Below are 23,873 nucleotides of genomic sequence, written 5' to 3'. Positions count from 1 at the left end.
GGCGCGCATGCGCGGTCCTTCCGGTGTGCCCGGGACGGGCGTTCCTGCCGGCGGCGTTGGTGCCGCTGGCGTTTCTGCCGGCGGCGTTGGTGCCGCTGGCGTTCCGGCCGTTGGGCAGGAGAGCGACAGTAGTGCGACACGCCCGGGATGCGCAACTCACCCGGGCGTGTCGCGGTCGTCCACAGTCGGGAGGTCCGTCCCGCGTCCTCCACAGCGGGGTACGTCCGCCTGATGGTCGCGCCCCGGGCGCGGGCAGTCTGGGTGCATGACGGAGCGCACCGAAGACACCCTCGACGCGGTCGACACCCACGCACGCACCGACGGCTACGCCCCGCTCCGCACCTACGGAGCGATCGGCGACGGTCGGACCGTCGCGCTCATCGCCCGCGACGGACAGATCGACTGGCTGCCGATCCCCTCGATGGACTCACCGCCCGTGTTCGCGGAGATCCTCGACGCCGAACACGGCGGCCACGTGGCGCTCCGCCCGGTGGACCGATCGGCCGAGGTCACCCGCGAGTACCTGCCCGGCACCAACGTGCTCGTCACCACGTGGACGACACCGTCCGGGCGGGCGACGGTGACGGACGCGATGGTCACCGGGGTCGCCGGTCGCCTGCCGTGGGCCGAGGTCGCGCGCTGTGTCCAGGGGGTCAACGGGTCCGTGGAGTTCGAGTGGGCCGTCGTGCCCGGCACCCTGCTGGGGACCGCTGAGCCGAAGCGCCTCGACACCGCGAACGGCGCCGTCATCGGCATCGACGGCATCACGATCGCGATCGTCGAGCAGGGGTTCGACCCGGTGGACGACGACCGCCCGCGCTTCTCCGGCCGGTTCACCACCGGCGACGGATCGAAGCACATCCTGACCATCGTGGGCACGCACGACGAGCCGATCTTCATGCCGCGGCCGGAGAGTGCACTCGCCGCGATGGACCGCACGATCGACAACTGGGCGACCTGGTCGGAGGAGTTCTCCTACGACGGCCCCTGGGCCGAAGCGGTGCAGCGCAGCGCCCTCGCCCTGAAGCTGCTCATCTTCTCGCCGACCGGTGCGATCGCGGCGGCGCCGACCACGAGCCTGCCCGAGGACCGAAACGGCGGCAAGAACTGGGACTACCGGTTCGCCTGGGTGCGCGACCTGTCGTACACCGTGCACGCCCTGACCCGGTTCGGCCTGCGCGAAGAGACCCACGCGGCGGTGTCGTGGGTGATGCGCACCATCGCCGAGCACGACGAGGACATGCCGATCTTCTACGAGCTGGACGGCACGAAGAGCGACGACGTCGAGGAGCGCGACGTCCCCGGGTGGAACGGCATCGGCCCGGTCACGGTGGGCAACCGCGCCGGCGACCAGCTGCAGCTCGGGGTCTGGGGTGACGTCTTCGAGATCCTGCGCCAGTACGTGAACGCCGGCAACGTCCTGGACCGGAAGACCGCGGCCGTCCTGCAGCAACTCGCCGACGACGCCTGCCACCGGTGGGAGGAACCGGACTCGGGCATGTGGGAGCTCGAGGACACCCAGCACTACGTCACGAGCAAGATCGGCTGCTGGCAGGCCCTCGACGCCGCGGTGGACCTCCACGATGCCGGCATGATCGACGGGCCGCGCGCCAAGTGGGTCGAGAACCGCGAACTGATCACGCAGTGGGTCGCGGAACACGGCTGGGACGAGGAACGCGGTCACTACGTGATGTACCCGGGTTCGGACGCGCTCGACACGTCGATCCTGCTGCACGCGATGAGCTCCTTCGACCGCGGCCCACGCATGGCGTCGACCATCCGGGCGATCGAGGAGCAGCTGCAGCGCGGACCGCTGGTGTACCGCTACTCGGGCATCGAGGACGAGGAGTCGCCCTTCGTCGCGTGCTCGTTCTGGCTCGCTGCCGCGATGGCCTGCACGGGCCGGATCGACGACGCGCGGACCCTGATGGACGAGATGGTCGGCCAGGCGAACGACGTCGGGCTGTTCAGCGAGATGATCAGCGAGGACGGCTCGTTCATGGGCAACCTCCCCCAGGGACTGTCGCACCTGGCGCTCATCCAGGCAGCGCTGACCATCGAGGAACTGACTGGCGAGGACGACCGCTCGGAGTGATCATGGAGGGGTCATGAACGACGTCGATGCACGGATGGACCGGCTCCGCAGGGCCGCTCGCTACCGCTACCAGCAGCTGGTCGACAGTGAGATCGAGCGGGGGTCGCTCGACCCGGACGAGGTGCGTGAGGAACGCCGGCTGCTGAAGGCGGCGGACGTCGCCGCGCATGCTCGGGCGCAGATCGAGGAGGCCGAGCGCCGCGGCGTCTTCGAGGGCAATCCGTACCACGGCAAGCCCCTGCCCGGGAACGACGGGCAGCACGACCCGGACTGGTGGATCCGCTCCAAGATCGAACGCGAGGACATCCGCGGTATCGCTCCTCCCGCTCTCGCACTCCGCACCGAGGACGCGGAACTCGACGACGCCCTCGACGCACTGTCGACAGAGGCCGACGTGCGCGATGTCCTGGTGGACTTCAACGCCCGGGTGAAGGAAGCCCGACGTCAGCTGCTCGGTGGGCCGCCGGTCGTGACGCCGCTGCGGGACGTCGACGACGAGTTGGTCGCCTGGCATGCCCGCCGGGAGGCCCGACTCGCGTCCGCCGCGGCGGCTGCGGCTGCTCTGACGGCCGCGTCTGACGACCGTCGCCGCCGGTGGTGGCGCCGGCGTCACTGAACGTGGTGAAGGGCCGTCCCGGTTGCCCGGGGCGGCCCTTCACGTGTGGTGCGTGTGGTGCGGGGTGTTACTTGATCTGTGCGGTGATGGTGGCGGTGCCGACGAGGAGGCCGCGCTTGACGGCGTCGGTGCCGAAGGTCTTGTTCAGCAGGCCGGCGGCGTCTTCGGAGACGTGGACGGTGGTGCCGGTCAGGATGGCGTTGTCGCCCTCGAGCTGGAGGGGCTTGAGGGAACCGCCCCAGAGCTCGAACAGGAACGCGTTGGACGCGGCGACCTTGCCGTTGACCAGGACGTCACCGTAGAGCTTGGAGGAGCCCGGGTTCACGACGAAGTTCTCGAGCGTGACGGTGGTGTCGCCGGCCTTCAGCGTGAGGCCGGAGTCGTCGTGGTTGAGCAGGCCCTGCACGTAGGGCTTGTAGTTGCCGTCCGGCGACCAGTACGTGACCGAACCGGCGGTGATCGGGAACGACACCGACCCGTCCGCCAGGGTCGCATCTCCGGAGACGCCGGGGGTGAGCTTGAGGGCGGTGAGGGCGTCGGTGAAGCCGGAGTCGAGCTTCACGGCGGTGGAACCACCGAGGACCTCGGGGACCGAGGCGACCGGTGCGGGGATCTTCGACGACGACGACGAGACCGTGTGGATCGCCGGGGTCGAGGCCTGGGCGGAGGAGATGCCGAACGCGGCACCGCCGAGCACGAGGGCGCCGGTCGTGGCGAGGGTGATGGAGGTCTTCAGGCTCTTGCGCATGGTGATCGTTTCCTTTGCTGTGTGGGCACCCCGGCCGACGGCCGACGTATGCTCCTGTGCGTACGCTGAACAACGGCCATGTCTGACCGGAGAGCGCCCTGGGCTTTTGCCCTGTGCAACTCATTCGGTGCACCCCCGCGATCGGTTTGGAACGGGTTTCCTGAGGTTCACGGGGCCGGCATTTCGTAGCGTGGGGGCATGGCTCCTGCACAGCTCTCCACCACCGACCGACTCCGGGCGGTCGACGCCTGGTGGCGTGCCGCCAACTACCTGACGGTCGGGCAGATCTACCTGCTGGACAACCCGCTGTTGGGGCGGCCGATCGAGCCCGACGACATCAAGCCCCGGCTGCTCGGACACTGGGGCACCTCGCCCGCCCTCAACCTCGTGTACGCGCACTGCAACGCGCTGATCGCCGAGACCGGACGCGAGTTCCTGTACGTCTGCGGCCCGGGCCACGGCGGCCCGGCGATGAACGCGAACGCCTGGCTCGACGGCACGTGGGGCGAGCTGTACGCGGACGACGATCTGCAGCGCTTCTTCCGGCAGTTCTCGTTCCCCGGCGGGATCCCGTCGCACGCGGCACCGGAGACACCCGGGTCCATCAACGAGGGCGGCGAACTCGGCTACTCCCTCGCCCACGCGTACGGAGCGGCCCTGGACAACCCCGACCTGGTGGTCGCGTGCGTCGTCGGCGACGGCGAGGCGGAGACCGGCCCGCTCGCGGGGTCGTGGCAGGCACACACCTTCCTCGACCCGGTGTCCGACGGTGCCGTGCTCCCGATCCTCAACCTCAACGGGTGGAAGATCGCGAACCCCACCGTCCTCGCCCGGATTCCAGGCGAGGACCTGACCGCCTACTTCCGTGGCCTCGGCTACGAGCCGATCGTGGTGGACTCGAAGCGGGTCGACGACGACCCGTACGCCGTGCACGCCCTGTTCGACGGTGCTCTGCGTCGAGCGCTCGCATCGATCGACGACATCCAGGCGGCAGCTCGGGCGCAGGCCGAACGTGCGGCTGCCGGGCAGCCCGCCGGCGCCGCCGACCTGCGCCCGCGCTGGCCGATGATCATCCTCCGCAGTCCGAAGGGGTGGACCGGGCCGAAGGAGGTCGACGGCCAGCAGATCGAGGGGACGTTCCGCGCCCACCAGGTGCCGCTGTCCGAGGTCCGCGAGAACTCCGCACACCGCACCCAACTCGAGGAGTGGATGCGGTCCTACCGACCCGAGGAGCTCTTCGACGCGAACGGGAACCCCGTCGGGATCATGACGACGATCCGTCCCACCGGCGACGACCGGATGAGCGCCACTCCCCACGCCAACGGCGGGCGCATCCGGACGGCCCTCGACCGGCCCGCGCTCGACGCGTACGGGGTCCCCGCCGGCTCGACGGCCTCGGCCACCGGCACGCTCGGCCCGTGGCTGGCAGCGCTGATCACGAAGAACCCGTCGTCGTTCCGGCTCTTCGGCCCGGACGAGACGATCTCGAACAAGCTCGACGCCGTCTTCGACGTCACCTCGCGCGTGTGGCGTGCACAACGGGCGGTCGGCGACGAGCACCTCGCTGCCCGTGGACGCGTGACCGAGGTGCTGTCCGAGCATCTGCTGGAGGGCATGCTCGAGGGTTACGTCCTCTCCGGCCGGCACGGGCTCCTGAACACCTACGAGGCGTTCGCCCACATCATCGACTCGATGGTCGGGCAGTACGCCAAGTGGCTCGAGTCCTCGACCGACATCGAATGGCGTGCGCCCGTGTCGAACCTGTCGATCCTGCTGTCGTCGCACGTCTGGCGGCAGGACCACAACGGGTTCTCCCACCAGGACCCCGGGTTCCTCGACGTCGTCGCGTCCAAGCAGCAGGACCTGGTCCGGATCAAGCTGCCCGCCGACGCCAACACGCTGCTCGCCGTCGCGGCACACGCCTTCGAGACCACCGACCGCATCGAGGTGATCGTCGCCGGGAAGCACCCCGAGCCCGTCTTCCTGTCCCTCGAGGACGCCGTCGCCCACGCGGACGCAGGTCTCGGGGTCTGGGACTGGGCCGGTACCGAGCAGTCCGTCGGTCGCGTCGACGTCGTCCTCGCCTGCGCCGGGGACGTCCCCACGGTCGAGGCGGTCGCCGCCGCGGACATCATCCGGCAGCACGCTCCCGGGGTCGGCGTCCGGGTCGTCAACGTCGTCGACCTGCTCGCCCTCGGCGATCCCCGGAAGCACGAGCACCCGATCCCAGACGAGCGGTACGACGAGCTCTTCCTGCCCGGGACCCCGACGGTGTTCGCGTTCCACGGGTACCCGTCGCTCGTGCACCAGCTGACCTACCGTCGCAACGGGCACGACGACCTGCACGTGCATGGCTTCCTGGAGCAGGGCACGACGACGTCGCCGTTCGACATGCTCATGCGGAACGAGATGGACCGCTTCGCGCTGGCGCACGACGCCCTGACACGGGTCGACGCCGGTGCACACGCCGAGTTGCTCGACCGGCTGTCCGCCGCACGGGACGCGGCCCGCGAGTACGCCTACTCACGGGGCGAGGACCACCCGTCCGTCGACGGGTGGGAGTTCTCGGGGTGGCCGCAGGACCCGTCTGCCTGATCCCTCCTGCACAGGCCGGGAGGCCCGGATCACCGTCCACAGGACCGGTCACGCCCGCCGCGTGGCCGGTCCTGTGGCGTCAGGGTGGTCCACATGGATGTCGCGTTGACGAGTGCGGTCGTGTCGGTGGTCGGGGCTCTCGTGGCCGTCGGCGCGTTGGTCGTGTCGGTCGTCGACGGGCGGGCCGGGCGGCGAAATACCGAGTTCTTGGGGCACCGGGATCTCTGGTGGCAGCGTTGGTCGTGGGTCGCCGACCGCGCGACCTCGGACGACCGCTGGGTCCGCCAGGCACTCGATGACCTGAAGACAGCGACGAACGAAGGGATGAACGATGATCTCGAAGCTCAGTGACCGGGACTTCAAGTACTGGCTGGACGGACGTGAGCTCACCACGCCAGCGCTGCTCGCCGATCCGCACTACGGCCCCATGATGCGGGCGAAGGGCGCCGAGGAGGAGCTCCGCCAGGCACGGATCGAGTGGCGCGAACGGCAGGAGCGCGCCCGCGCGCGGAAGCTCAAGTACGAGGCGTCCTTCGGTGAGAGCTGAACCGACGCCCTGCGAGCCTGCCACGCTGAGACCGTGACCGACCTCGTCATCCCAGCCCCGAGCCTCCCGACCGTCCCCACGACCACGGGCGCACGCTTCCCCGTCCGACGCGTCTTCTGCGTCGGTCGGAACTACGCGGCGCACGCACGCGAGATGGGTCACGACCCAGATCGCGAGCCGCCGTTCTTCTTCACCAAGCCGGCGGACGCCGTCATCGTCGACGACGCGGACACCCCGTACCCGCCGCAGACGGCGCAGCTCGAGCACGAGGTCGAACTGGTCGTCGCGATCGGCACCGGCGGCGCGGACATCGGCGTCGACGACGCGCTCAGCCACGTCTGGGGCTACGCGGTGGGCATCGACCTCACCCGACGCGATCTCCAGGCCGAGGCCAAGCGCCTCGGTCGGCCCTGGGACACGGCGAAGGGGTTCGACGCCTCGGCACCGATCGGCGCGATCGTCCCGGCGCAGGGCATCGACCCGACGGCTGGTGTGATCGAGCTCGCCGTCGACGGCGAACGACGGCAGGTCGGTGACCTGGCGGAGCAGATCTGGTCGGTGGCAGAGACGATCGCGGCGCTGTCGCGGTCGGTGACGCTCGCCCCCGGGGACCTGCTCATGACGGGGACGCCCGAGGGGGTCGGGGCCCTGCAACGCGGACAACTCGTCGTCGGCACGATCGCCGGCATCGGCACGGTCCGCACCTGCATCGTCTGACCGGCGTTTCCGCAGTGTGACGCGCCGCTGGGAGGGCTCGCAGACACGCCGGGTATCCCTGGTGCGACGCCAGGTGGGGATCGCGGCGTCGCACACACGGGGCAGGACCATCGCGGCGGGCGTCTGCAGCTGCTCCGGGATGACGGAGGTACGGCCGTGATGGAACACGATCTGCTGGCGACGTCGTGGACGTGGGCGGGCGACGAGCCCATCAGAGAACGCGTCCACGCGGTCGGTGCCGCCGGGTTCGCCGGGCTCTCGTTGTCGCTCGACGACCTGCACGAGGTGCGTGCGACGACAGGCTTCGCCGAACTCCGCCGCATGCTCGACGGTGCGGGGATCGTCTGGGTCCAGTTGGGGCCGCTCGACCGCTGGTGGACGTGCACGAGCCGGACCGACGACGCCGCCGCCGACCGCGGGGTGGTCCTCGAGGCCGCCGCGGCGCTCCGCGCCTGGCAGGTGATCGCTCGTGCCGACACGACGTTGCCCGGCGCTTCACCGATCACGATGGCCGACGACTGGACCGTGCTGGCCGACCAGGCCGCGGCCGTCGGCGCGCAGCTCGTCCTCGAACCCGAGCCGTGGTCGAACCTGCCGACGATCGAACGGGCCTCGCGGTTCGTCGCGGCGGCGGGTCACCCGAACGGCGGGCTGCTGCTCGACGCGATGCACACCCTGCGGGGCGGGTCCACGTTGGCGTCGATCCGCCAGGCGGTCGCGCCCGCGACGCTCGCGGCGGTCGAACTGAGCGACGGGCTCCTGCACACCCCGGCCGGCATGACCCTGTCCGAAGAAGCCCGCGAGGCACGGTACCTGCCCGGAGCGGGCGCGTGGGACCTGCCGGGGCTCGTGCGCACCGTCCGGGAGCTCGGCTTCGACGAGCCGTGGGGCGTCGAGGTCCGGACCCCCGGCCACCGGGCGATGCCGATCGGCGACGCCCTGCGGACGGCCGCTGCGGCGACGCGCGCCGTGCTCGATGCGGCGGACGCGTACGGCGCACCGGCCGCGCCGGCGATGCCCTCGTCACCGGCTCCGACCTCAGCGGTCGACTTCGAACCGCCTCACCCGAGGACCGATCCGCGGGGCAGGGCACACTGGGGATCGCACCGTCAGGCCGGACGCCGGGACGCCGACACAGGCACGCCCGCGTAGCCTCCTGGAGCATGAGCGAGCAGACTGCACACGACGACGACCTCCTCCGCCGCTCGCAGGAGTCCATCGACGAGGCCAAGGCCGCTGCGGCCGAGGTGTCCGAGCCCGGCGAGGACGAGCTCGTCGACGAGGACCTCCCCGTCGCGGACGACGCCGAGCCGTCGGACGGACCGGCACCGGCCGCCTGACGCTCAGTCGATCTCGACGACGCGGACGGTGACGTCGGAGGGCGCTGCCCCGAGGGCGTGGCGCGCTGCGGTCACGACGGCGTCACGCACGGCCCGGACGACCGTGATCGTCGGCACGGCCCGGTCGGTCGTGACGACCACGCGGATCCGCGCCCCGTCCGGGCGGTCCTGCACGAGCACGGCCCCACCGTCCCGCGGGATCTCGAGCACGGAGCGGACGTCGCGGACGAGCGTGGCGAGCCCGGGTCCGGGCGGCAGGACCGACCGGACGCCCGGCACCGCGAGGACGACGGAGGTGAGTTCGCGGGAGAGCACCCGGACGTCCGCGGTCACGGTGCGCCCCCGACCACGACGTCGGCGACGCGGACGACGACACTGCGGATCCGGAACGGTGCGTGCGCGCCGAGCACCGACGTGATGTGCGCCCGGAGCGCCTCGGCACGGTCCGACACCGATGCCTCGAGCGTGGCCACGATGGTGACGTCGACGTCCACGGCACCGCCGGGGACCCCGACGTCCCCGCTGAACCGGGTCCGCCGGACGACGACACCGGGCACGTCGTCACCGAGGGTGCGGACGAGTCCGCGCAGAGCCCCCTCGGTCACGACCAGGTGCGCGGCCGGATCGTCGTCGGGGACCGGGATGTCCCGTCCGGCGTGGGCGGTCGTCCGGATGGACGCGAGCACCGAGCTGATCCAGCGCTCGTCGCCGTCCGCCGATGCCTCGGTGTCGAGCAGGTCCCGTGATGCCACCCGCAGGGCCTGCAGCCGCTCGAGTGCGGCGACGGCTTCGGGGTCACCCTCGATGTCCGCCCGGACAGGAGTCCGGTCGGCGTCGAGGTAGTCGGAGAGTTCATCCAGCGTGAAGGCACCGTGACGGTCGTCGACGTCGTCGGTCATCGCCACCCCTCCATCTGTTCGAGCACGTGTCGCCGCGCACGTGCGAGCAGCCCGCGGACGGTCGGCGCGGGCAACCCGGTCGCCTCGGCGATCTCGGCGTAGGGCGCCCCACCCACCTCGCGCATCACCCAGACGGCGCGCTGTGCATCCGGGAGTGCCTGCACGATACGCGCGAGTTCCCGCACCTGCATCCGGGTGGCGACCACCTCGTCGACGGGTCGTTCGTCCGGGGCGTCGACCATCGCTTCGAGGTCGGCGTGCGGGTGCCGCCCGCGGAGCCGGTCGAGGGCCTTGTTGGCCGCGATCCGGAAGAGCCAGTTGCGCACCCGCTCCGGGTCCTCGACCCGGTCGATGCGCTGCCAGGCCTGCAGTGCGGCTTCCTGGACGGCGTCGTCGGCCTCGCCGTCGCCGTACCCGAGGATCCGAGCCGCGTAGGCCCGCATGTGCGGTCCGTACCGACGGATCAGCACCCCGAACGCGGCCGTGTCGCCGTCGGCGCTGCGCTCGACGAGCGAGGCGTCGGACAACGCCGCGAGGGCTTCGTCGCTGGACAGGAGCAGCTCCTCTTCGCGGATCTCGGATTCTCGTGTGACGAATCGGGTGTTCGTCACGTCCTTAGTACGTGCCTACCAGGTACGCCTCCGCGCGCCTGGTGCGAGCGCGCCGTGGCCGGCCATCCCTGAAGGGTCGGTCACGGTGCTTCGACGGCGGCCCGTGCGCTCCCTGATCCGGTGCACGGGCCGTCTTCTCCCCCGCCCCGGCGGCTACTCGTCGGTCTCGTCGGCGAGGAAGTCCGCGTAGGTCGCTTCGGTGTCGGTCACCACGGCCCCCGGATCGACCGGGATCCGTGCGGCACGATCCCCGTTGATCGCGACGCGTTCCTCGGCCGTGTACGGCGGCAGGTACTTGCTCGAGCTCATCCCCAGGCCCTTTCGTCCCGGCGAACGTAACAGTCGGCGGCGGACCGGCGGCCGGACGGGTGGAAACGTCCCCCGCCCGGGCGCCGGACGGGGGACGGAATTTCGCCACGGGCGGACCCCATGCGCACGCATCAGCGCGTTCGCGAGCTGGCACAGGGCGGCCGGTCCGGCGAGCAGGTCAGTGCTCGCGCACCACGTCCTCGGGGTCCTTGTCCGGCCGCCAGCCCCGCCAGGACGGCTGCCGCAGGCGTCCGTCACCGGTCCACTCGGCGAACTCGACCTCGCCCACCCGCTTCGGCGTCACCCAGTGCGCGTCCCGTGCGTCGATCCGGGGCACGTCGACGAACGGCGAGGTCTTCCGGTCGAGCGGTCGCAGCGCTGCGGCGATCTCGTCGAGGTCGCGGTCACGGAACCCGGTGCCGACCTTGCCGACGTACTCGAGACCGTCCGGACCGGGCACGCCGAGCAACAACGAGCCGATCCCGCCCGCTCGACGACCACTGCCCGGCTTCCACCCACCGACCACGACTTCCTGCGTGGCGTGGTGCTTCAGCTTCAGCCAGGCCTCGGACCGCCTGCCCTCGGCGTACTTCGAGCTGCGCTTCTTCGCGACGACCCCTTCGAGGCCCTGCTCCTGCGACGACGCCATCACGCCGTCGAGGTCACCCTGCGAGGCCGGCGGCACGTCGATCGCCCCGCCGGGCTCGACGACCGTCTCGAGCGCTTGCCGCCGGGCGTCGTACGCCAGGCGGGTGAGTTCGTGCCCGTCGGCCTCGAGCACGTCGAAGAGCAAGAACCGCACGGGAGTCGTCTGCTGCGCCGCCCGCACCTCGCGCGCCTTCGTCAGGCCCATCCGGTTCTGCAGGAGCTGGAAGCTCGGGCGCCCCCGGTCGTCGAACGCGACGATCTCGCCGTCGAAGACGCCGTCGACCCCGGCACGGTCGCCGAGTTCCTGGAGTTCCGGGTACTGCTCCGTCAGGTCGTTGTCGTTCCGGCTCCGCAGCGTGACCGAGCCGTCCCGGACGGTGGCGAGCGCACGGACGCCGTCCCACTTCATCTCGAACGCCCAGTCGGCCGGGTCCAGCCGGGGTGCGTCCTTCGCCAGGGTGGCCTGCATGGTCCGTCGGTCCCCTGGAGCGGTGTCCGCGGGGCTGGCTCCGCTGATGCGCCGCTGTCCGTCTCGGTGCGCGGCAGAGGGACGGGAGGCCCGCCCCGCGTCCGTCGCGCCGCCGGCGTCCGCCAGCCGGTCGGGTTGCTCCTTCGTGCGGTGGATGAGCCAGTTCTTCTCGTCGCCCGCCCCGCCCCGGCCGCGGGTGTGCAGGAGCGCCAGTCGGCGAGCGCCGCCGGTCCGACCGTGCAGGGTGACGATGACCTCTTCGCCCTCGCGCCACTTCTCGAGCTCGTAGGTGCCGTCGTCCCAGAGCGTGACCGTGCCGCCGCCGTACTCGTCCTTCGGGATCGTGCCCTCGAACGCGCCGTACTCGAGCGGGTGATCCTCGGTCTGCACGGCCAGGTGGTTCTTGCCCGGGTCGGTCGGTTCGCCCTTGGGCAATGCCCAGCTCACCAGCACACCGTCGTGCTCCAGCCGGAAGTCGTAGTGGTCGCGGGTGGCGTGGTGCTCCTGGATCACGAACGTCGGGGTGCCGTCCTTCCGGACCGTGGGGGCTCCTTCGGGCACCGGCTCCGGCGTCTTCGAGGCGTCGCGCTTCGCGCGGTAGGCGGTGAGCCGGTCGCGAGCCGGCTGCTCGGCCTCGTTCGCACGCTCGGTCCGGTCGCTGTCCCAGTGACCGTGGTCGTCGCGCCCGACGGCAAGCGAGGCGGAGGCGACCGGGTGCAGGTGGTCCCCGTGCGCCTGCAGGCGTTCGAGGACCTCGTCCAACGTGAGCTGCGCGAGCCCGCGTTCCTCGAGTTCCTTCCAGGTGCGGGGTGCTGCGACCGTCGGCCGCTCGCGGCCGCGCAGCGAGTACGGCGCGATCGTCGTCTTGTTGCCGTTGTTCTGCGACCAGTCGACGAACACCTTGCCCGTCCGCTCGGCCCGGCTCATCGACGACAGCACCAGGTCGGGCAGGTCGTGCTCGAGCGCCTTCGCGAGTTCGTGCGCGACGTCGGAGACGTTCGCCGTGGTCGACCGGCCGTCGAGGGCGGCGTAGAGGTGGATCCCCTTCGAACCGGAGGTCACCGGGTACGGGTCGAGCCCCATGCCGTGCAGGATCTCGCGTGCCGCGACCGCCACCTCGACGCACTCGGGCAGGCCGACGCCCTCGCCGGGGTCCAGGTCGAGCACGAGCCGGTCCGGGTTCTGCTGCCCACCGCGCGGGCCGAACCGCCACTGCGGCACGTGCAGCTCCAGCGCGGCCTGCTGCGCCATCCACACGAGGGTCGGCAGGTCGTCGACGATCGGGTACTCGTTGTCGTGCTCGGAGTGGTGGATGGTGTGGTGGCGGACCCAGTCGGGCGCGGAGTCCGGCAGGTTCTTCTCGAAGAAGACCTTGCCGTCGACGCCGTTCGCCCACCGCTTCCGGGTCACCGGGCGGTCCTTGACGTGCGGGATCATCCACGGCGCCACACGCTCGTAGTACTCGATCACCCGCCCCTTGGTCGTGCCGGTCTCGGGGTAGAGCACCTTGTCCGTGTTCGTCAGCGCCAGTCGCCGATCGCCGACCAGGACGACGGTCTTGCGGGCCGCCGGACTCACAGCGCCACCCCGGTCGCTCCCGCCACCGTCAGGGTCGTGCCCGAGGTGTACGACGACTCCGGCCCCGCCAGGTACACGTAGGCGCTGCCGAGCTCGACGGGCTGCGCCGGCCGGCCGAAGGGGGTGTCCTGGCCGTACCGTGCGATCTCGTCGCCCGGGTAGCTGATCGGCTGCAGTGGCGTCCACACGGGCCCGGGCACCACGGTGTTCGCTCTGATGCCCTTCGCCGCGAGCTGCCGCGCGAGGCCGTTGGTGTACGTGATGATCGCGGCCTTCGTCGCCGCGTAGTCGATCATGCGGTCCTGCGGTTGGTACGCGGACACCGAACTCGTCGTCACGATCGCGCTGCCCGGCGCCATGTGCGGCACGGCTGCCCGGACCAGCCAGAACAGCGAGTAGAGGTTGACCTTCATCGTGCGGTCGAAGTCCTCGGTCGACTGCTCGGTGACGTCCTCGTGCACCAGCTGGTGTCCGGCGACCAGGACGAGGGCGTCCAGCCCGCCGAGGTCGCGCACCGCCGTCCGGACGAGTTCGTCGCAGAAGCCCTCGTCCGTCAGGTCACCGGGCAGCATCACGGCGTTGCGACCGAGGTCGGCGATGACGTCACGGACCTCGGTCAGGTCGTCGATCTCCTCGGGCAGGGAGTTCAGTGCGACGTCTGCCCCTTCCTTCGCCATCGCGATCGCCGCGGCTCGGCCGATGCCGGAGTCGGCACCCGTGACGAGCACGCGGTACCCCCGCATGCGCCCCGTGCCGAGGTAGGAGACCTCGCCGTGGTCGGGCGGCGGGTCCATCGCACTGGCCAGCCCGGACCCCTGCTGCGTCTGCGCGGGGAACGGCGGCCTGGCGAACTGCGAGCGCGGGTCCTGCTTGTCGAGCTGGCTCATGCGCCCATCGTGCTCGCGTCGACCGGTCGACGGTCCAGCGAACCCGGATCTGTGGAGAACCCGTCGGCTGCGGGCACTCCCGTGCGGACACGGGCATCATGTGCGCATGAGGTCGATCTGGAAGGGTTCCATCGCGTTCGGGCTCGTCAACGTGCCCATCAAGGTGTACGCGGCCACCGAGACCCACGACGTGTCCCTGCACCAGGTCCACGACGAGGACAAGGGCCGCATCCGCTACAAGCGCGTCTGCGAGTTCGGCCACGAGGTCGAGTACGCCGACATCCAGCGTGCCTACGACGACGGCGACAAGACCGTGGTGCTGACCGCGGACGACTTCAAGCAGCTCCCCGAGGAGCAGTCGCACGAGGTCGAGGTGCTCGAGTTCGTGCCCGTCGATCAGGTCGACCCGATGATGTTCGAGAAGACGTACTACCTCGAGCCGGACTCGCGCTCGCCGAAGGCCTACGTGCTGCTGCGCGAGACCCTGGCGAAGACCGACCGGCTCGCGATCGTGCAGTTCACGCTGCGCCAGAAGACCCGGCTCGGCGTGCTGCGCGTCCACGACGACGTCATCCTGCTGCAGGGGCTGCTGTGGGGCGACGAGGTCCGAGCCGCCGACTTCACGGCGCTGGACTCGTCGGTGAAGGTCAGCGCGAACGAGCTGAAGATGTCCTCGTCGCTCGTCGAGAGCATGTCGACGGACTTCGATCCCGACCGCTACACCGACTCCTACCAAGAGGAACTGCAGCAGCTCATCGACGCCAAGCTCGACGCCGGTGACGACATCGACACCGAGAAGACGTTCGGCGCGAAGGAGGACGAGGACGACGAGGGCGAGGGCGGTGACGTCCTCGACCTGATGGCCGCCCTGCGTGCGTCCGTGGACAAGAAGCGGACAGGAGGCTCGGGGTCGCGTTCGGCGTCCAGCTCGCGTTCGTCGTCGGGTTCCGACTCGAGCGCGTCCGGCTCGACGAAGAAGGCGCCGGCCGCGAAGGCGCCTGCAAAGAAGACTGCGCCCGCCAAGGCCACCGAGAAGGCCCCCGCGAAGAAGACCCCCGCAAAGAAGGCACCCGCGAAGAAACCCGTGGCCAAGAAGGCCCCCGCCGAGAAGAAGCAGGCGAGCTAGGCCTCTTCACTGCGGCGCAGTTTGGTGTGATCCGGGGTGTGATCCGGGATGTGAGTGGTAAGTTGCAAGCATGCGCACCACAGAGCTCCAGGCATTCGAACGCTCGATCCGCGCTGACCTCCCGGAGATCGTGGGTGACCTCCGCTCGGTTCTCGGCTCCAAGCTGGTCGCGTACATCGCGGGGGTGAACGAGACCCGAGCGGTGCAGCAATGGTCCGAAGCCGGGGGCCGACGGCCATCAAGCGTCGTCGAGCAGCGGCTGAAGCTCACGTTCCGCGTGGCCGAGTTCATCGCCGGGGTCGACGGAGAACGCGTTGCCCAAGCCTGGTTCCAGGGACTCAATCCGCGACTCGACGACGCTTCCCCGGCGCGGACCCTGCGCGAGGGCGACCTGGACGAAGTCGGCCCGAGGGTCTTGGACGCGGCCCGAGCGTTCGTGGCGAACGGCTGATGAAGCTCGAGGGCGACCTCGTCGCCTGCCGCCCCGACGGACCGGTGTGGCGCGTCGGTCGGAAGCCGACGCCGTGGGGTTGGTCCGATTGGAAGTGGGCAGACGGGGGAGTGTTCCCTGGCCGATGGGATTCGCCGAACGGAACCTACCGGACGAGTTACGCGGGTTCCTCGCCGTTCGCGTCCCTCGTCGAGGTACTCGCACAGTTCCGCCCGGACCCTCAGGTCATCGACGCAATGGCGGAGATCATCGAAGACGAAGTCGATGCGCTCTACCCGACGGGCGAAGCCGGTGTCGTACCGTCGACGTGGTTCCGAGAGCGGCTCCTCGCCCGCGCGGCGCTTTCCGGAGTGTTCTGCGACGTCGGCGCAGCTGCGACCGTGGCACAGCTCCGTCCGGAGTTCCTCGAGTCCGCGCAGCGGCTGGGGCTCGCGGAGTGAAACCAGTGTTCGACGGAGTGCGGTTCCTTTCCCGGCACGGGTCCGACCTCGAGCTCTGGACGGTGTTCGAGCGATCGGACGACGGGGACCGGAGCCGGTTGCTCCACGACGTCACAGCGGAACCGCTCCGAACGCACGATCCTGCAGTGATTGCGGCGATGCAGCTCCACGGCCTGTCAGCAGAGGACTGACCTCCTCGACGACACGAGCCGGTAACACGCGTCCGCGACACTGGACCCATGACTCCACAAGAGCCAGGGAGCCTGCAGTCGTCACCCGAGACCGCCGGCCCGCCCGTCACCGTGTCCATCACCCGCCTGGTCGAACCCGATCGCATCCCCGAGGTCACCCACTGGGTGCAGTCCGGCGTGAACCTCGCCAACCGCTACCCGGGGTTCCTCGGCTCCGGGTGGGTGCGGTCGAGGGCGCAGTCCCGCGAGTGGCACATGCTCTACCGCTTCGCCGATCACGACTCGCTGGCCACGTGGGAGAACTCCGACGACCGGCTCCGCTGGCTCGACCTCGGTCGCGACCTGGTCGTGGAGTCCCGCGTCGAGAAGCGCACCGGTATCGAGGGCTGGTTCGACGTCCCGCAGGACGCCCCTGCATCGAGCGCTCCCCCGCGGTGGAAGCAGGCGGTGAGCATCTTGCTCGGCTTCTTCCCGGTGAACCTGGCGTTCACGATCGTCGTCGGGCTGCTCGTGCCGTCGTTCGCGGGACTCGCAGCGCTGCCGCGGGTGCTCATCACGACGCTCGTGCTCACACCGATCATGACGTTCTGGGTGCTGCCCTTCGTGACGAAGCTGATCCGTCCGTGGCTGCTCGCTCCGCCGAGGTCCGAGCGGGCTTAACCGACGACCCCGAGCGGCACGGACCCACCGTGGCCGAGGGCGTCCCATCCGATCTGCAGCATGTGCGGCCGGGCCTCGGCGGCGGAGGCCTCGGTCTCGTACGTCAGCGCGAGCATCACGATCGCACCGAACGCCCCGGAGACCCGCGCCCGCCGGTCCAGCGGGGTGGCCGTGGCGTCGGCCATGTCGATGCCGAACACGTCGAGGAGCGTCGCGGCGACCGGTTCGAGCCGGACGCCGACGTCGTCCCCGCGCCGCAGGGTGAACGCCGCGAGGGCGAGTTCCGCCCACCCCGGCCGGGCGAGTGCGAGGTCGGCGATCCCCGCGAGCGCTGCGGCGTCGCGGGACTCCCCCGCGGGGGCGTCGGAGGCAGCTGCCCGGATCGCCTCGGTCTGCACGGCGCACTGCGCGAGCGCGGCCTCGACGAGCAGCTCCTTGCTCGTGAACCGGGCGAGGATGCCCGCCTTCGAGTAGCCGGCCTGGTCGGCGACGGCCTGCACGGCGGTGTCCTTGATGCCGCGGCGGGCGATGAGTCCGGCGGTGATGTCCAGGACGTCCCCGTTGATCTCCTCGGCAGAGGGCCGAGCACGGCGCGCGGAGCGGGTCATGCGCGGACCGCCGCGGCTCGTGCCGCCCGCCGCCGGGTCCCCGCGACCAGCAGGGTGATCCCGGTCATGAGCTCCCACGCGACGATCGTGTACACGGACGCACGCTCCCACACGCCGTCGGGGAGCACGTCGATCACCGTCGACGACGAGTCCACGACGAGCATCACGAGGGAGACGAGGCCGACGATCCCGAGCACGACGCTCGCGATCCGGTAGGCCGCCGGTGCCCGCAGCGCCCGGGACCCGATGCCGACGGTGATCGCCACGAGGTTGCCGGTCGTGATCGCTGCCGCGGCGCCGAGCACGTGGAACACGATGGTGCCGCCGTCGGTGCTCGTCTGGCTGCCGTGGAACGAGCCGACCAGGACCATCCCGACCAGGTGGACCACGGCGAGGACCGCGGTCGCCACCCGCGCACGGCGGGACGCGGCACGGAACACCACGACGGCGAGCACCGCTGCGATCCCGAACAGGACGCCTTGCCCGATGAACGTCGTGTTCATGAGCGCGTGCAGCGGTGAGTCGATCCCCCGCCCCTGGAACGCGCCAACGTCGGGGACCCCGAGGTCGGAGATGTAGTTCGTCGCGTAGCTGTAGCCGGGGAACGCCGACGCCGAGACGGCTTCGCCGACGAGCCATCCGACTCCCGCGACCGTCCAGAGTGCACCGGGGACGAGCGCACGGGGTGTGTCCGTTTTGGTCATGTACTGACCATAACGGTCACTACTGGGAGTTGCCCAGCACCGACAGCTGGTCGAGCCGCTCGAGGATCACGCCCTCGCGGAGCGCCCACGGGCAGATCTCCAGCGCCGGCAGGTCGAAGATGTCGAGGCAGGCCTCGGCCACGAGCGCACCCGGCACCACCTGGTGCGCCCGGCTCGCCGACACCCCGGGCAGCGTCGCGAGTTCGTCGACCGACATCGTCAGCAGCGCGGGCAGCTTCGACCGGAGCACGTCACCGTCGAGCGCCCGCGGCACGAGCGGACCGGCACCCGAGGGCGCCGCCCCGCAGATCCGCGCGATCGACCGGAAGGTCTTCGAGGTCGCCACGGCACGGTCCGGCCGACCGGCGCGGAGCAACTTGCCGGCATCGCGGGCGATCTCCACCCGGATCTCGTGCCGGATGCGGCGGACGTCCTCCTCGGTGGGGGTCCCCGCGGCGAAGTAGGACCGGGCCAGGCGGGCGGCGCCGATCGGCATCGACCACGCGACGTCCGGCGCCTCGTCGGCGCCCCCGGCGATCTCGAGTGACCCACCGCCGATGTCGAACACCGCGAGCCGTCCGGCCGACCACCCGAACCACCGCCGGACCGCCAGGAACGTCAGTCGTGCCTCGTCGCCGCCGGACAGGACGGCCAGTTCGACCCCGGTCGAGGCCTCGACGTGGGCGAGCACCTCGTCGGAGTTCACCGCGTCGCGCACGGCCGAGGTCGCGAACGCGAGCATGTCCTCGCAGCCACGTTCCTCGGCGACGCGGACGGCGTCCGCGACGAACCGCGTCAGCGCGTCGACGCCCTCGGGCGTCACCGCCCCGGCGTCGTCGAGGTGCTCGGCCAACCGCAGTGGCTGCTTGAACGAGGACGCCGGCAGCGGCGCGGCGCCGCCGTGGGCGTCCACCACGAGCAGGTGGCCGGTGTTGGACCCGATGTCGAGGACTCCCACGCGCATGCCACAACGCTAGCTGCCTGGAGGCCCGCCCTACGCCCGCAGGAACGCCTCGAGTTCCGCCGTGGTCGGGTACGAGGCCTGCGCGCCCGCCTTCGTCGCGGCGTACGCCCCGACCCCCACCGCGAACCGTGCGGCGTCGACGAGGGAGTCCCCCGCCGCCAGCCGCAGGGCCACCGAACCCATGAAGGCGTCGCCGCAGCCCGTCGTGTCCACCGGCTCGACCCGGACGGCGTCGATCGACACCGGGTCCGCCTCACCGTCGTGCACGAGGCAGCCCGAGCCGCCGCGGGTGACGATCGAGCGCGCGACACCGTGCTCGCCGAGCGACTCGGCCTCGTGCTCGTTGACGAGCAGGACGTCGGTCAGCTCGAGCAGCTCGGCAGGGACGTCGCCGAAGGGCGACAGGTTCGTCAGCACCGTGACCCCGGCGGCGTGCGCTGCCCGGGCTGCGGCGAGGACGACGTCGATCGAGACCTCGAGGCAGAGGCCGAGCACGCCGGCGTCGTCGAAGGCGTCGGCGGGCACGTCGTCCGGCGTCAGCGTGCCGTTGGCGCCGGCGGAGATCACGATGGTGTTCTCCCCCGCGGCGTCGACCGTGATGACGGCGGTGCCGGTGGCCACGCCCTCCCGGACGGCGACGTGCGTCGTGTCCGCACCCGCAGCCGCGACGGAGTCGCGGAGCAGCGCACCGTTCCCGTCGTCGCCGACCGCACCGATCATGCGGACCGTGCCCCCGAGCCTCCCGGCAGCCACCGCCTGGTTGGCGGACTTGCCACCCGGCAGGATCGCCAGGTCGGACCCGTGCAGGGTCTCACCGGGCTTCGGGAACCGCTCGGTCCGGACCACCAGGTCCGCGTTGAGCGATCCGACGATCACGATGGTCTGGGTCAACGGACGGTCTCCTTCTGCGGCGCGACGGACGTGGTCTCGGCGCTCTCCGGGCGGGGGATGAGGAACGAGATCGCGAGCGCGGCGGTCGTGATCACGGCACCGAGCAGCATGCCACCCGAGTACCCGGCGGTGCCCGCGGACCCGCCGACCCCGAGCGCGATCTGCAGCGCCGGCAGGACGGCGAAGCTGACCCCGGCACCGAGGTTGAACGCACCGGCGTTCAGACCGGGCAGGAAGCCGGGGTTCGACTCCGGCGAGAGCACGATGCCCAGGCCGTTCAGGATGATGTTCGCGATGCCGGCGTACGTGATGCCGATCAGGACGGTCGCGGTGACCAGGACCGGCAGCGAGTGCACGCCCACCAGTGCCATCAGGACCGTCGAGACGATGCTGCCGATCAGGCCGAAGCGGAGCACGGCGCGGTAGCCGATGGTCGGCGCGAGGCGTCCGGCGAACGGACCGACGATCCAGCCGACCAGCGCGTACGGGGTGAGGAACACCAGCGAGGCGAGGTCGGGCTCCATGCCGAAGCCGGCGTCGCCGTTCTGCGCGAGCGACGTGACGAGACCGTTGACGACCGCGAAGACGCCCGTCATGGTCAGGAACGTCGTCGCGAGGAGCGCCCACGTGGCACGGCGCTTGAGGAACCGGGTCTCGACGAGCGGCTCCTTCACGCGTGACTCGACCGCCCAGAACACCGCGAAGGCGGCGAGCGCGACGACGACGCCGCCGATCACCAGTGCCGGGTTGGCGGCGCCGAGCTTGCCGGCCTCGTTGAACGCGGTGAGCAGTGCGCCGACGCTCACCACCAGGGGGACGACACCGATCCAGTCCATCCGGGTGCCGGCGGACGGCTTCGACTCCACACCCCACACGGCGACGAGCGCCAGCGCGATGACGGTGACGACGGCGATGACCCAGAAGATCCCGCGGAACCCGAAGTTCGTGGCGATCCAGCCACCGGCCAGGGCGTCCACGCCGGCGATGCCGCCGTTCACGGCGGTGAGCAGACCGAGCGCGGCGCCGTAGCGCTTCGGGTCGGCGATCTCGTTGCGCAGGACGAGCAGGCAGATCGGGACGACCGGACCGGTGACACCCTGGATGATCCGGCCGGCGAACAGCATCGGCACGTTCACGGCGAGTGCGGCCACGATGCTGCCGACGAGCATCACGGCGAGCATGCCGATCAGGACGCGCTTGCGCCCGACGATGTCGGACAGGCGCGGCAGGAACAGCGAGAACAGTGCCGCGAGCGTGAAGTACAGGGTCTGCGAGAGCCCGATCGTGGCGTCGTCGGTCTTGAGCTCGCGCGCCATCGTGACCAGCGCGGGGCTGAGCATGCTCGCGTTGAGCTGGAACGCGATGCACGCTGCGAGGAGCGCCGCGGTGAGGGCGCCGATCGACTTCTTCGTCGATGTGGTGGTCATGGTGCTCAGATCTCCGAGGTCGTGGTGGTGGTCGTGGCGGCGCACGGGGTCCAGCCGGTGTCAGGGGTCTCGCCGATGCGCTCGAGGGCGTCGACGACCAGGTCCCAGAACCGTTCGTGGTCGAGCTCCATGGCCGCGCTCGTCCGGCAGTCCTCCGGCGCGGGCGCACGGAAGTCGGCGACGGTCATGCCCAGCGTCAGGGTGCCCTGGGTCTCGATGTGGATCGGGACCTTCACGGCGCGGACGATGGTCGGGTCGATGACGTAGGCGACGGCGCAGGGGTCGTGCACCGGCGGGGAGTCGAAGCCCTGCGCGTCCTTGTAGGTCTGGCCGAAGAAGTCGAGCAGCTCGCCGACGAACGCGGCGGGGGCGGTGCCGACGGCGGCGATGCGTGCGGCGACCTCGGGGGTGGCGAGAGCCTGGTGCGTCAGGTCGAGTCCGACCATGACGACGTCCCAGCCGGCGTCGAAGACGATCGACGCGGCCTCGGGGTCGATGACGATGTTGAACTCGGCGACGGGGCTCCAGTTGCCGACGTGCACGCCGCCGCCCATGAGCACGACCTGCTTGACGCGCTCGACGATGCGGGGTTCCTTGCGGGCCGCGAGGGCGATGTTCGTCAGGCCGCCGGTCGGTACCAGCGTGACGGTGCCGGGCTCGTGCGCCATGACCGTCTCGATGATCAGGTCGACGGCGTGCCGCTGGTCGAGCTCGAACGAGGGCTCGGGCAGCATCGGCCCGTCGAGGCCGCTCTCGCCGTGGATGTCCGGCGCGACCTCGATCTGGCGCAGGAGCGGGCGGTCGGCACCCGCGGCGAACGGCACCCCGGTGATGCCGGCGATGCGCGCGACGGCGAGGGCGTTGCGGGTGACCTTCGGCAGCGTCTGGTTGCCGACGACGGTGGTGACGGCCAGGAGCTCGATGTCCGGGTTGCCGTGGGCCAGCAGGATGGCGACGGCGTCGTCGTGGCCGGGGTCGCAGTCGAGGATGATCTTCGCGGGCTGGGTCGCACTGGGCACGCTGGGCGCTCCACTTCTTCGGGGAATCGAGGGGTCTGTGCTCGACGCGGTGGGGATCCGCGGTCCGACAGATCGTCGTCGCGCAGCGCGTCAAGCGTTTGACATCGAAACACGTCAAGCGTTTGACGTCAAGTCGTCGAGGCGTCCTCGGTAGCATCGACCCGTGCCTTCATCCGTCGCCCCGGGCCGCCGTGTGACCGCTGCCATGGTGGCCGAGCGCGCCGGCACGAGCATCGCCACGGTCTCCCTGGTCGTCAACGGCAAGGACCGCGGCCGGGTCTCCGTCCCCATCGCCACGCGGGTGCGCGACGCCGTCGACGAGCTCGGCTACGTCGTCGACCACGCCGCGAGCTCCCTGGCGCGCGGCAGCGGCGACCTGGTCGTCCTCATCGCCCCTGACCTGTCGAACCCCTTCTTCGCCGAGGTCATCCGCGGCGTGCGCGACACCATCGGCGACCGGTTCCAGCTCGTGCTGTCGGTCACCGAGCGCGGCGCGCAGCCCCTGGCAGCCGACGTCCGCCGCTTCGAACGGCTCCGTCCGGCGGGCATCCTCGTCGACGCCCCGGCCGCGGGCGAGTCGATGTCGGCGAGCGTGCCCGTGGTGCTCCTCGACGCCCCCGGTGGTGCCGAGGCCGTCAACTACGACCTCTCCCCCGGCGTCCACGACCTCGTCGCGCACCTGCACGAACAGGGGCACCGCCGCGTCGGGTACCTCGACGGGACCTCGCGTGCGACGACGTTCGGGGTCCGACGCGACCTCCTCGAGCAGGAGTGCGCCGCCGCCGGCATCACCGTGTCCGAGGTCACCGCCCGCGCCGACCTCACCGTGGACGCCGCTGCCTCGGCCACCGAGCACGTCATCGAGGCCTGGCAGGACGACGACGTCACCGCGGTCGTCGCCGCGGCGGACACCCTGGCCTACGGCGTCCTGCGCGTCGCCGGGTCACTGGGCATCGCGGTTCCCGAGGAGCTCGCGGTCGCCGGCTTCGACGACCTGCCGTCGTCGTCGGTCACGGCCCCCGCCCTGACGAGCGTCGCCCTGCCCGGTGCCGACCTCGGGCGCGCGGCCGCGGAACGGCTGCTCGCGACGCTCGACGGCACCGCGGCCGAGCCGGCAGCGCTCCCCACGCGCCTGGTCCGCCGCGCGAGCACCGGCGCGTAGCGCCGCTCCTGCCCGCGGAAGCGACACTCCTCGCTGAGGCAGCCCCCTCACCCCCGCGAAAGCGACAGTGTGCCGCCTTGGGTTCAAGGGGTGGTTGCAACACCTTGAGTGGTGAGGTGTTGGTGTGGGTCGTTGGCACACGCGTGAGGACAAGCGACGGTTCTGGGCTGC

At 71.0% G+C, this 23,873-nt stretch carries 26 protein-coding genes; 13 read left to right on the top strand and 13 right to left on the bottom strand.

Annotated elements, in window-relative coordinates; genetic code table 11:
* Positions 1–265 precede the first annotated feature (265 nt).
* Positions 266–2,095 carry a glycoside hydrolase family 15 protein gene (locus EDF23_RS14980; protein WP_131922105.1) on the top strand — a complete coding sequence of 610 codons (1,830 nt, stop codon included), beginning with the start codon at positions 266–268 and terminating at the stop codon, positions 2,093–2,095.
* A 13-nt stretch (positions 2,096–2,108) separates the two neighbouring features.
* Complete coding sequence (locus EDF23_RS14975; RefSeq protein WP_131922104.1) at positions 2,109–2,711, top strand: DUF1992 domain-containing protein; 603 nt, start codon at positions 2,109–2,111, stop codon at positions 2,709–2,711.
* 67 nt (positions 2,712–2,778) lie between these two features.
* Here EDF23_RS14975 and EDF23_RS14970 read toward each other — a convergent pair whose 3' ends face one another.
* Positions 2,779–3,459, bottom strand: coding sequence for a hypothetical protein (locus tag EDF23_RS14970; protein ID WP_131922103.1), 681 nt, complete (start codon positions 3,457–3,459; stop codon positions 2,779–2,781).
* Between the two features lie 198 nt (positions 3,460–3,657).
* Here EDF23_RS14970 and EDF23_RS14965 point away from each other — a divergent pair, with 198 nt between their 5' ends.
* The 6 genes from EDF23_RS14965 to EDF23_RS19295 all read left to right on the top strand — a co-directional run bounded on the left by EDF23_RS14965 (position 3,658) and on the right by EDF23_RS19295 (position 8,658).
* Complete coding sequence (locus EDF23_RS14965; protein ID WP_131922102.1) at positions 3,658–6,054, top strand: phosphoketolase family protein; 2,397 nt, start codon at positions 3,658–3,660, stop codon at positions 6,052–6,054.
* A gap of 93 nt (positions 6,055–6,147) precedes the next feature.
* Positions 6,148–6,405, top strand: a complete 258-nt coding sequence (locus tag EDF23_RS14960; RefSeq protein ID WP_131922101.1) for a hypothetical protein — start codon at positions 6,148–6,150, stop codon at positions 6,403–6,405.
* Positions 6,386–6,601 carry a hypothetical protein gene (locus tag EDF23_RS14955; RefSeq protein WP_123294902.1) on the top strand — a complete coding sequence of 72 codons (216 nt, stop codon included), beginning with the start codon at positions 6,386–6,388 and terminating at the stop codon, positions 6,599–6,601. Before EDF23_RS14960 ends, EDF23_RS14955 begins: the two co-directional genes overlap by 20 nt.
* A gap of 33 nt (positions 6,602–6,634) precedes the next feature.
* Entirely contained in the window at positions 6,635–7,318 is a 684-nt protein-coding gene (locus EDF23_RS14950; RefSeq protein ID WP_131922100.1) for a fumarylacetoacetate hydrolase family protein, read from the top strand.
* A gap of 159 nt (positions 7,319–7,477) precedes the next feature.
* On the top strand, positions 7,478–8,470 hold the full coding sequence (locus EDF23_RS14945; RefSeq protein WP_131922099.1) for a TIM barrel protein: 993 nt from the start codon (positions 7,478–7,480) through the stop codon (positions 8,468–8,470).
* Positions 8,471–8,481: 11 nt separating this feature from the next.
* Positions 8,482–8,658 carry a hypothetical protein gene (locus EDF23_RS19295; RefSeq protein WP_165901141.1) on the top strand — a complete coding sequence of 59 codons (177 nt, stop codon included), beginning with the start codon at positions 8,482–8,484 and terminating at the stop codon, positions 8,656–8,658.
* Positions 8,659–8,661: 3 nt separating this feature from the next.
* On the opposite strand, the gene EDF23_RS14940 is transcribed toward EDF23_RS19295, so the two are convergent.
* The 6 genes from EDF23_RS14940 to EDF23_RS14920 all read right to left on the bottom strand — a co-directional run bounded on the left by EDF23_RS14940 (position 8,662) and on the right by EDF23_RS14920 (position 14,059).
* Positions 8,662–8,991: a hypothetical protein gene (locus tag EDF23_RS14940; RefSeq protein WP_131922098.1), complete on the bottom strand. Its 330-nt coding sequence runs from the start codon at positions 8,989–8,991 to the stop codon at positions 8,662–8,664.
* On the bottom strand, positions 8,988–9,557 hold the full coding sequence (locus EDF23_RS14935) for a hypothetical protein (protein ID WP_131922097.1): 570 nt from the start codon (positions 9,555–9,557) through the stop codon (positions 8,988–8,990). Before EDF23_RS14935 ends, EDF23_RS14940 begins: the two co-directional genes overlap by 4 nt.
* Positions 9,554–10,168, bottom strand: coding sequence for an RNA polymerase sigma factor (locus tag EDF23_RS14930; RefSeq protein ID WP_235035797.1), 615 nt, complete (start codon positions 10,166–10,168; stop codon positions 9,554–9,556). Before EDF23_RS14930 ends, EDF23_RS14935 begins: the two co-directional genes overlap by 4 nt.
* Positions 10,169–10,321: 153 nt before the next feature.
* Positions 10,322–10,477, bottom strand: coding sequence for a hypothetical protein (locus EDF23_RS19290; RefSeq protein WP_159570798.1), 156 nt, complete (start codon positions 10,475–10,477; stop codon positions 10,322–10,324).
* Positions 10,478–10,655: 178 nt separating this feature from the next.
* Positions 10,656–13,172, bottom strand: a complete 2,517-nt coding sequence (locus EDF23_RS14925) for an ATP-dependent DNA ligase (RefSeq protein WP_131922096.1) — start codon at positions 13,170–13,172, stop codon at positions 10,656–10,658.
* Positions 13,169–14,059: an SDR family oxidoreductase gene (locus EDF23_RS14920; RefSeq protein ID WP_131922095.1), complete on the bottom strand. Its 891-nt coding sequence runs from the start codon at positions 14,057–14,059 to the stop codon at positions 13,169–13,171. The genes EDF23_RS14925 and EDF23_RS14920 overlap by 4 nt, the downstream gene beginning before the upstream one ends.
* A gap of 106 nt (positions 14,060–14,165) precedes the next feature.
* On the opposite strand from EDF23_RS14920, the gene EDF23_RS14915 reads away from it, so the two are divergent.
* The 4 genes from EDF23_RS14915 (at position 14,166) to EDF23_RS14900 (ending at position 16,927) form a co-directional block, all read left to right on the top strand.
* On the top strand, positions 14,166–15,185 hold the full coding sequence (locus EDF23_RS14915) for a Ku protein (protein ID WP_131922094.1): 1,020 nt from the start codon (positions 14,166–14,168) through the stop codon (positions 15,183–15,185).
* A 70-nt stretch (positions 15,186–15,255) separates the two neighbouring features.
* Positions 15,256–15,636, top strand: a complete 381-nt coding sequence (locus tag EDF23_RS14910) for a hypothetical protein (protein ID WP_123937326.1) — start codon at positions 15,256–15,258, stop codon at positions 15,634–15,636.
* Between the two features lie 236 nt (positions 15,637–15,872).
* Positions 15,873–16,076 carry a hypothetical protein gene (locus tag EDF23_RS14905; RefSeq protein ID WP_131922093.1) on the top strand — a complete coding sequence of 68 codons (204 nt, stop codon included), beginning with the start codon at positions 15,873–15,875 and terminating at the stop codon, positions 16,074–16,076.
* 239 nt (positions 16,077–16,315) lie between these two features.
* Positions 16,316–16,927 (top strand): antibiotic biosynthesis monooxygenase, encoded by a 612-nt coding sequence (locus EDF23_RS14900; protein WP_131922092.1) that lies wholly within the window; start codon positions 16,316–16,318, stop codon positions 16,925–16,927.
* Here the strand turns inward: EDF23_RS14900 and EDF23_RS14895 are convergent.
* Genes EDF23_RS14895 through EDF23_RS14870 form a run of 6 tightly spaced genes read right to left on the bottom strand, consistent with a single transcriptional unit; the run spans position 16,924 to position 22,540 of the window.
* Positions 16,924–17,535: a helix-turn-helix domain-containing protein gene (locus EDF23_RS14895; protein WP_131922091.1), complete on the bottom strand. Its 612-nt coding sequence runs from the start codon at positions 17,533–17,535 to the stop codon at positions 16,924–16,926. The two genes, EDF23_RS14900 and EDF23_RS14895, sit on opposite strands and share 4 nt — an antisense overlap.
* On the bottom strand, positions 17,532–18,239 hold the full coding sequence (locus tag EDF23_RS14890) for a DUF998 domain-containing protein (protein WP_131922090.1): 708 nt from the start codon (positions 18,237–18,239) through the stop codon (positions 17,532–17,534). Before EDF23_RS14890 ends, EDF23_RS14895 begins: the two co-directional genes overlap by 4 nt.
* Positions 18,240–18,258: 19 nt before the next feature.
* The gene (locus EDF23_RS14885; RefSeq protein ID WP_131922089.1) at positions 18,259–19,203 is read right to left on the bottom strand and encodes a Ppx/GppA phosphatase family protein; all 945 of its coding nucleotides are present in this window, start codon (positions 19,201–19,203) and stop codon (positions 18,259–18,261) included.
* Positions 19,204–19,233: 30 nt separating this feature from the next.
* Entirely contained in the window at positions 19,234–20,094 is an 861-nt protein-coding gene (locus EDF23_RS14880) for a ribokinase (protein ID WP_131922088.1), read from the bottom strand.
* Positions 20,091–21,521 carry an MFS transporter gene (locus tag EDF23_RS14875; RefSeq protein WP_123294886.1) on the bottom strand — a complete coding sequence of 477 codons (1,431 nt, stop codon included), beginning with the start codon at positions 21,519–21,521 and terminating at the stop codon, positions 20,091–20,093. The genes EDF23_RS14880 and EDF23_RS14875 overlap by 4 nt, the downstream gene beginning before the upstream one ends.
* A gap of 5 nt (positions 21,522–21,526) precedes the next feature.
* Positions 21,527–22,540, bottom strand: a complete 1,014-nt coding sequence (locus EDF23_RS14870; RefSeq protein ID WP_131922087.1) for a nucleoside hydrolase — start codon at positions 22,538–22,540, stop codon at positions 21,527–21,529.
* A 163-nt stretch (positions 22,541–22,703) separates the two neighbouring features.
* Here EDF23_RS14870 and EDF23_RS14865 point away from each other — a divergent pair, with 163 nt between their 5' ends.
* A complete protein-coding gene (locus tag EDF23_RS14865; RefSeq protein ID WP_243648941.1) occupies positions 22,704–23,702 on the top strand; it encodes a LacI family DNA-binding transcriptional regulator in 999 nt (332 codons plus the stop codon).
* The last annotated feature ends 171 nt before the right edge of the window (positions 23,703–23,873 follow it).

Source organism: Curtobacterium sp. PhB128 (genome assembly GCF_004340725.1).
Taxonomy (GTDB): domain Bacteria; phylum Actinomycetota; class Actinomycetes; order Actinomycetales; family Microbacteriaceae; genus Curtobacterium.
Note: the sequence above shows the minus strand (reverse complement) of the source record. Positions and strands in the feature narration are given on the sequence as shown.

Excerpts from the sequence above, each read along its gene's own strand:
- EDF23_RS14960 (WP_131922101.1), top strand. The coding sequence starts at position 6,148 with ATGGATGTCGCGTTGACGAGTGCGGTCGTGTCGGTGGTCGGGGCTCTC.
- EDF23_RS14885 (WP_131922089.1), bottom strand. The coding sequence starts at position 19,203 with ATGCGCGTGGGAGTCCTCGACATCGGGTCCAACACCGGCCACCTGCTC.
- EDF23_RS14905 (WP_131922093.1), top strand. The coding sequence starts at position 15,873 with ATGGCGGAGATCATCGAAGACGAAGTCGATGCGCTCTACCCGACGGGC.
- EDF23_RS14890 (WP_131922090.1), bottom strand. The coding sequence starts at position 18,239 with ATGACCAAAACGGACACACCCCGTGCGCTCGTCCCCGGTGCACTCTGG.
- EDF23_RS14970 (WP_131922103.1), bottom strand. The coding sequence starts at position 3,459 with ATGCGCAAGAGCCTGAAGACCTCCATCACCCTCGCCACGACCGGCGCC.
- EDF23_RS14935 (WP_131922097.1), bottom strand. The coding sequence starts at position 9,557 with ATGACCGACGACGTCGACGACCGTCACGGTGCCTTCACGCTGGATGAA.
- EDF23_RS14920 (WP_131922095.1), bottom strand. The coding sequence starts at position 14,059 with ATGAGCCAGCTCGACAAGCAGGACCCGCGCTCGCAGTTCGCCAGGCCG.
- EDF23_RS19295 (WP_165901141.1), top strand. The coding sequence starts at position 8,482 with ATGAGCGAGCAGACTGCACACGACGACGACCTCCTCCGCCGCTCGCAG.
- EDF23_RS19290 (WP_159570798.1), bottom strand. The coding sequence starts at position 10,477 with ATGAGCTCGAGCAAGTACCTGCCGCCGTACACGGCCGAGGAACGCGTC.
- EDF23_RS14955 (WP_123294902.1), top strand. The coding sequence starts at position 6,386 with ATGATCTCGAAGCTCAGTGACCGGGACTTCAAGTACTGGCTGGACGGA.
- EDF23_RS14875 (WP_123294886.1), bottom strand. The coding sequence starts at position 21,521 with ATGACCACCACATCGACGAAGAAGTCGATCGGCGCCCTCACCGCGGCG.
- EDF23_RS14895 (WP_131922091.1), bottom strand. The coding sequence starts at position 17,535 with ATGACCCGCTCCGCGCGCCGTGCTCGGCCCTCTGCCGAGGAGATCAAC.
- EDF23_RS14975 (WP_131922104.1), top strand. The coding sequence starts at position 2,109 with ATGAACGACGTCGATGCACGGATGGACCGGCTCCGCAGGGCCGCTCGC.
- EDF23_RS14915 (WP_131922094.1), top strand. The coding sequence starts at position 14,166 with ATGAGGTCGATCTGGAAGGGTTCCATCGCGTTCGGGCTCGTCAACGTG.
- EDF23_RS14900 (WP_131922092.1), top strand. The coding sequence starts at position 16,316 with ATGACTCCACAAGAGCCAGGGAGCCTGCAGTCGTCACCCGAGACCGCC.
- EDF23_RS14980 (WP_131922105.1), top strand. The coding sequence starts at position 266 with ATGACGGAGCGCACCGAAGACACCCTCGACGCGGTCGACACCCACGCA.
- EDF23_RS14965 (WP_131922102.1), top strand. The coding sequence starts at position 3,658 with ATGGCTCCTGCACAGCTCTCCACCACCGACCGACTCCGGGCGGTCGAC.
- EDF23_RS14910 (WP_123937326.1), top strand. The coding sequence starts at position 15,256 with ATGCGCACCACAGAGCTCCAGGCATTCGAACGCTCGATCCGCGCTGAC.
- EDF23_RS14945 (WP_131922099.1), top strand. The coding sequence starts at position 7,478 with ATGGAACACGATCTGCTGGCGACGTCGTGGACGTGGGCGGGCGACGAG.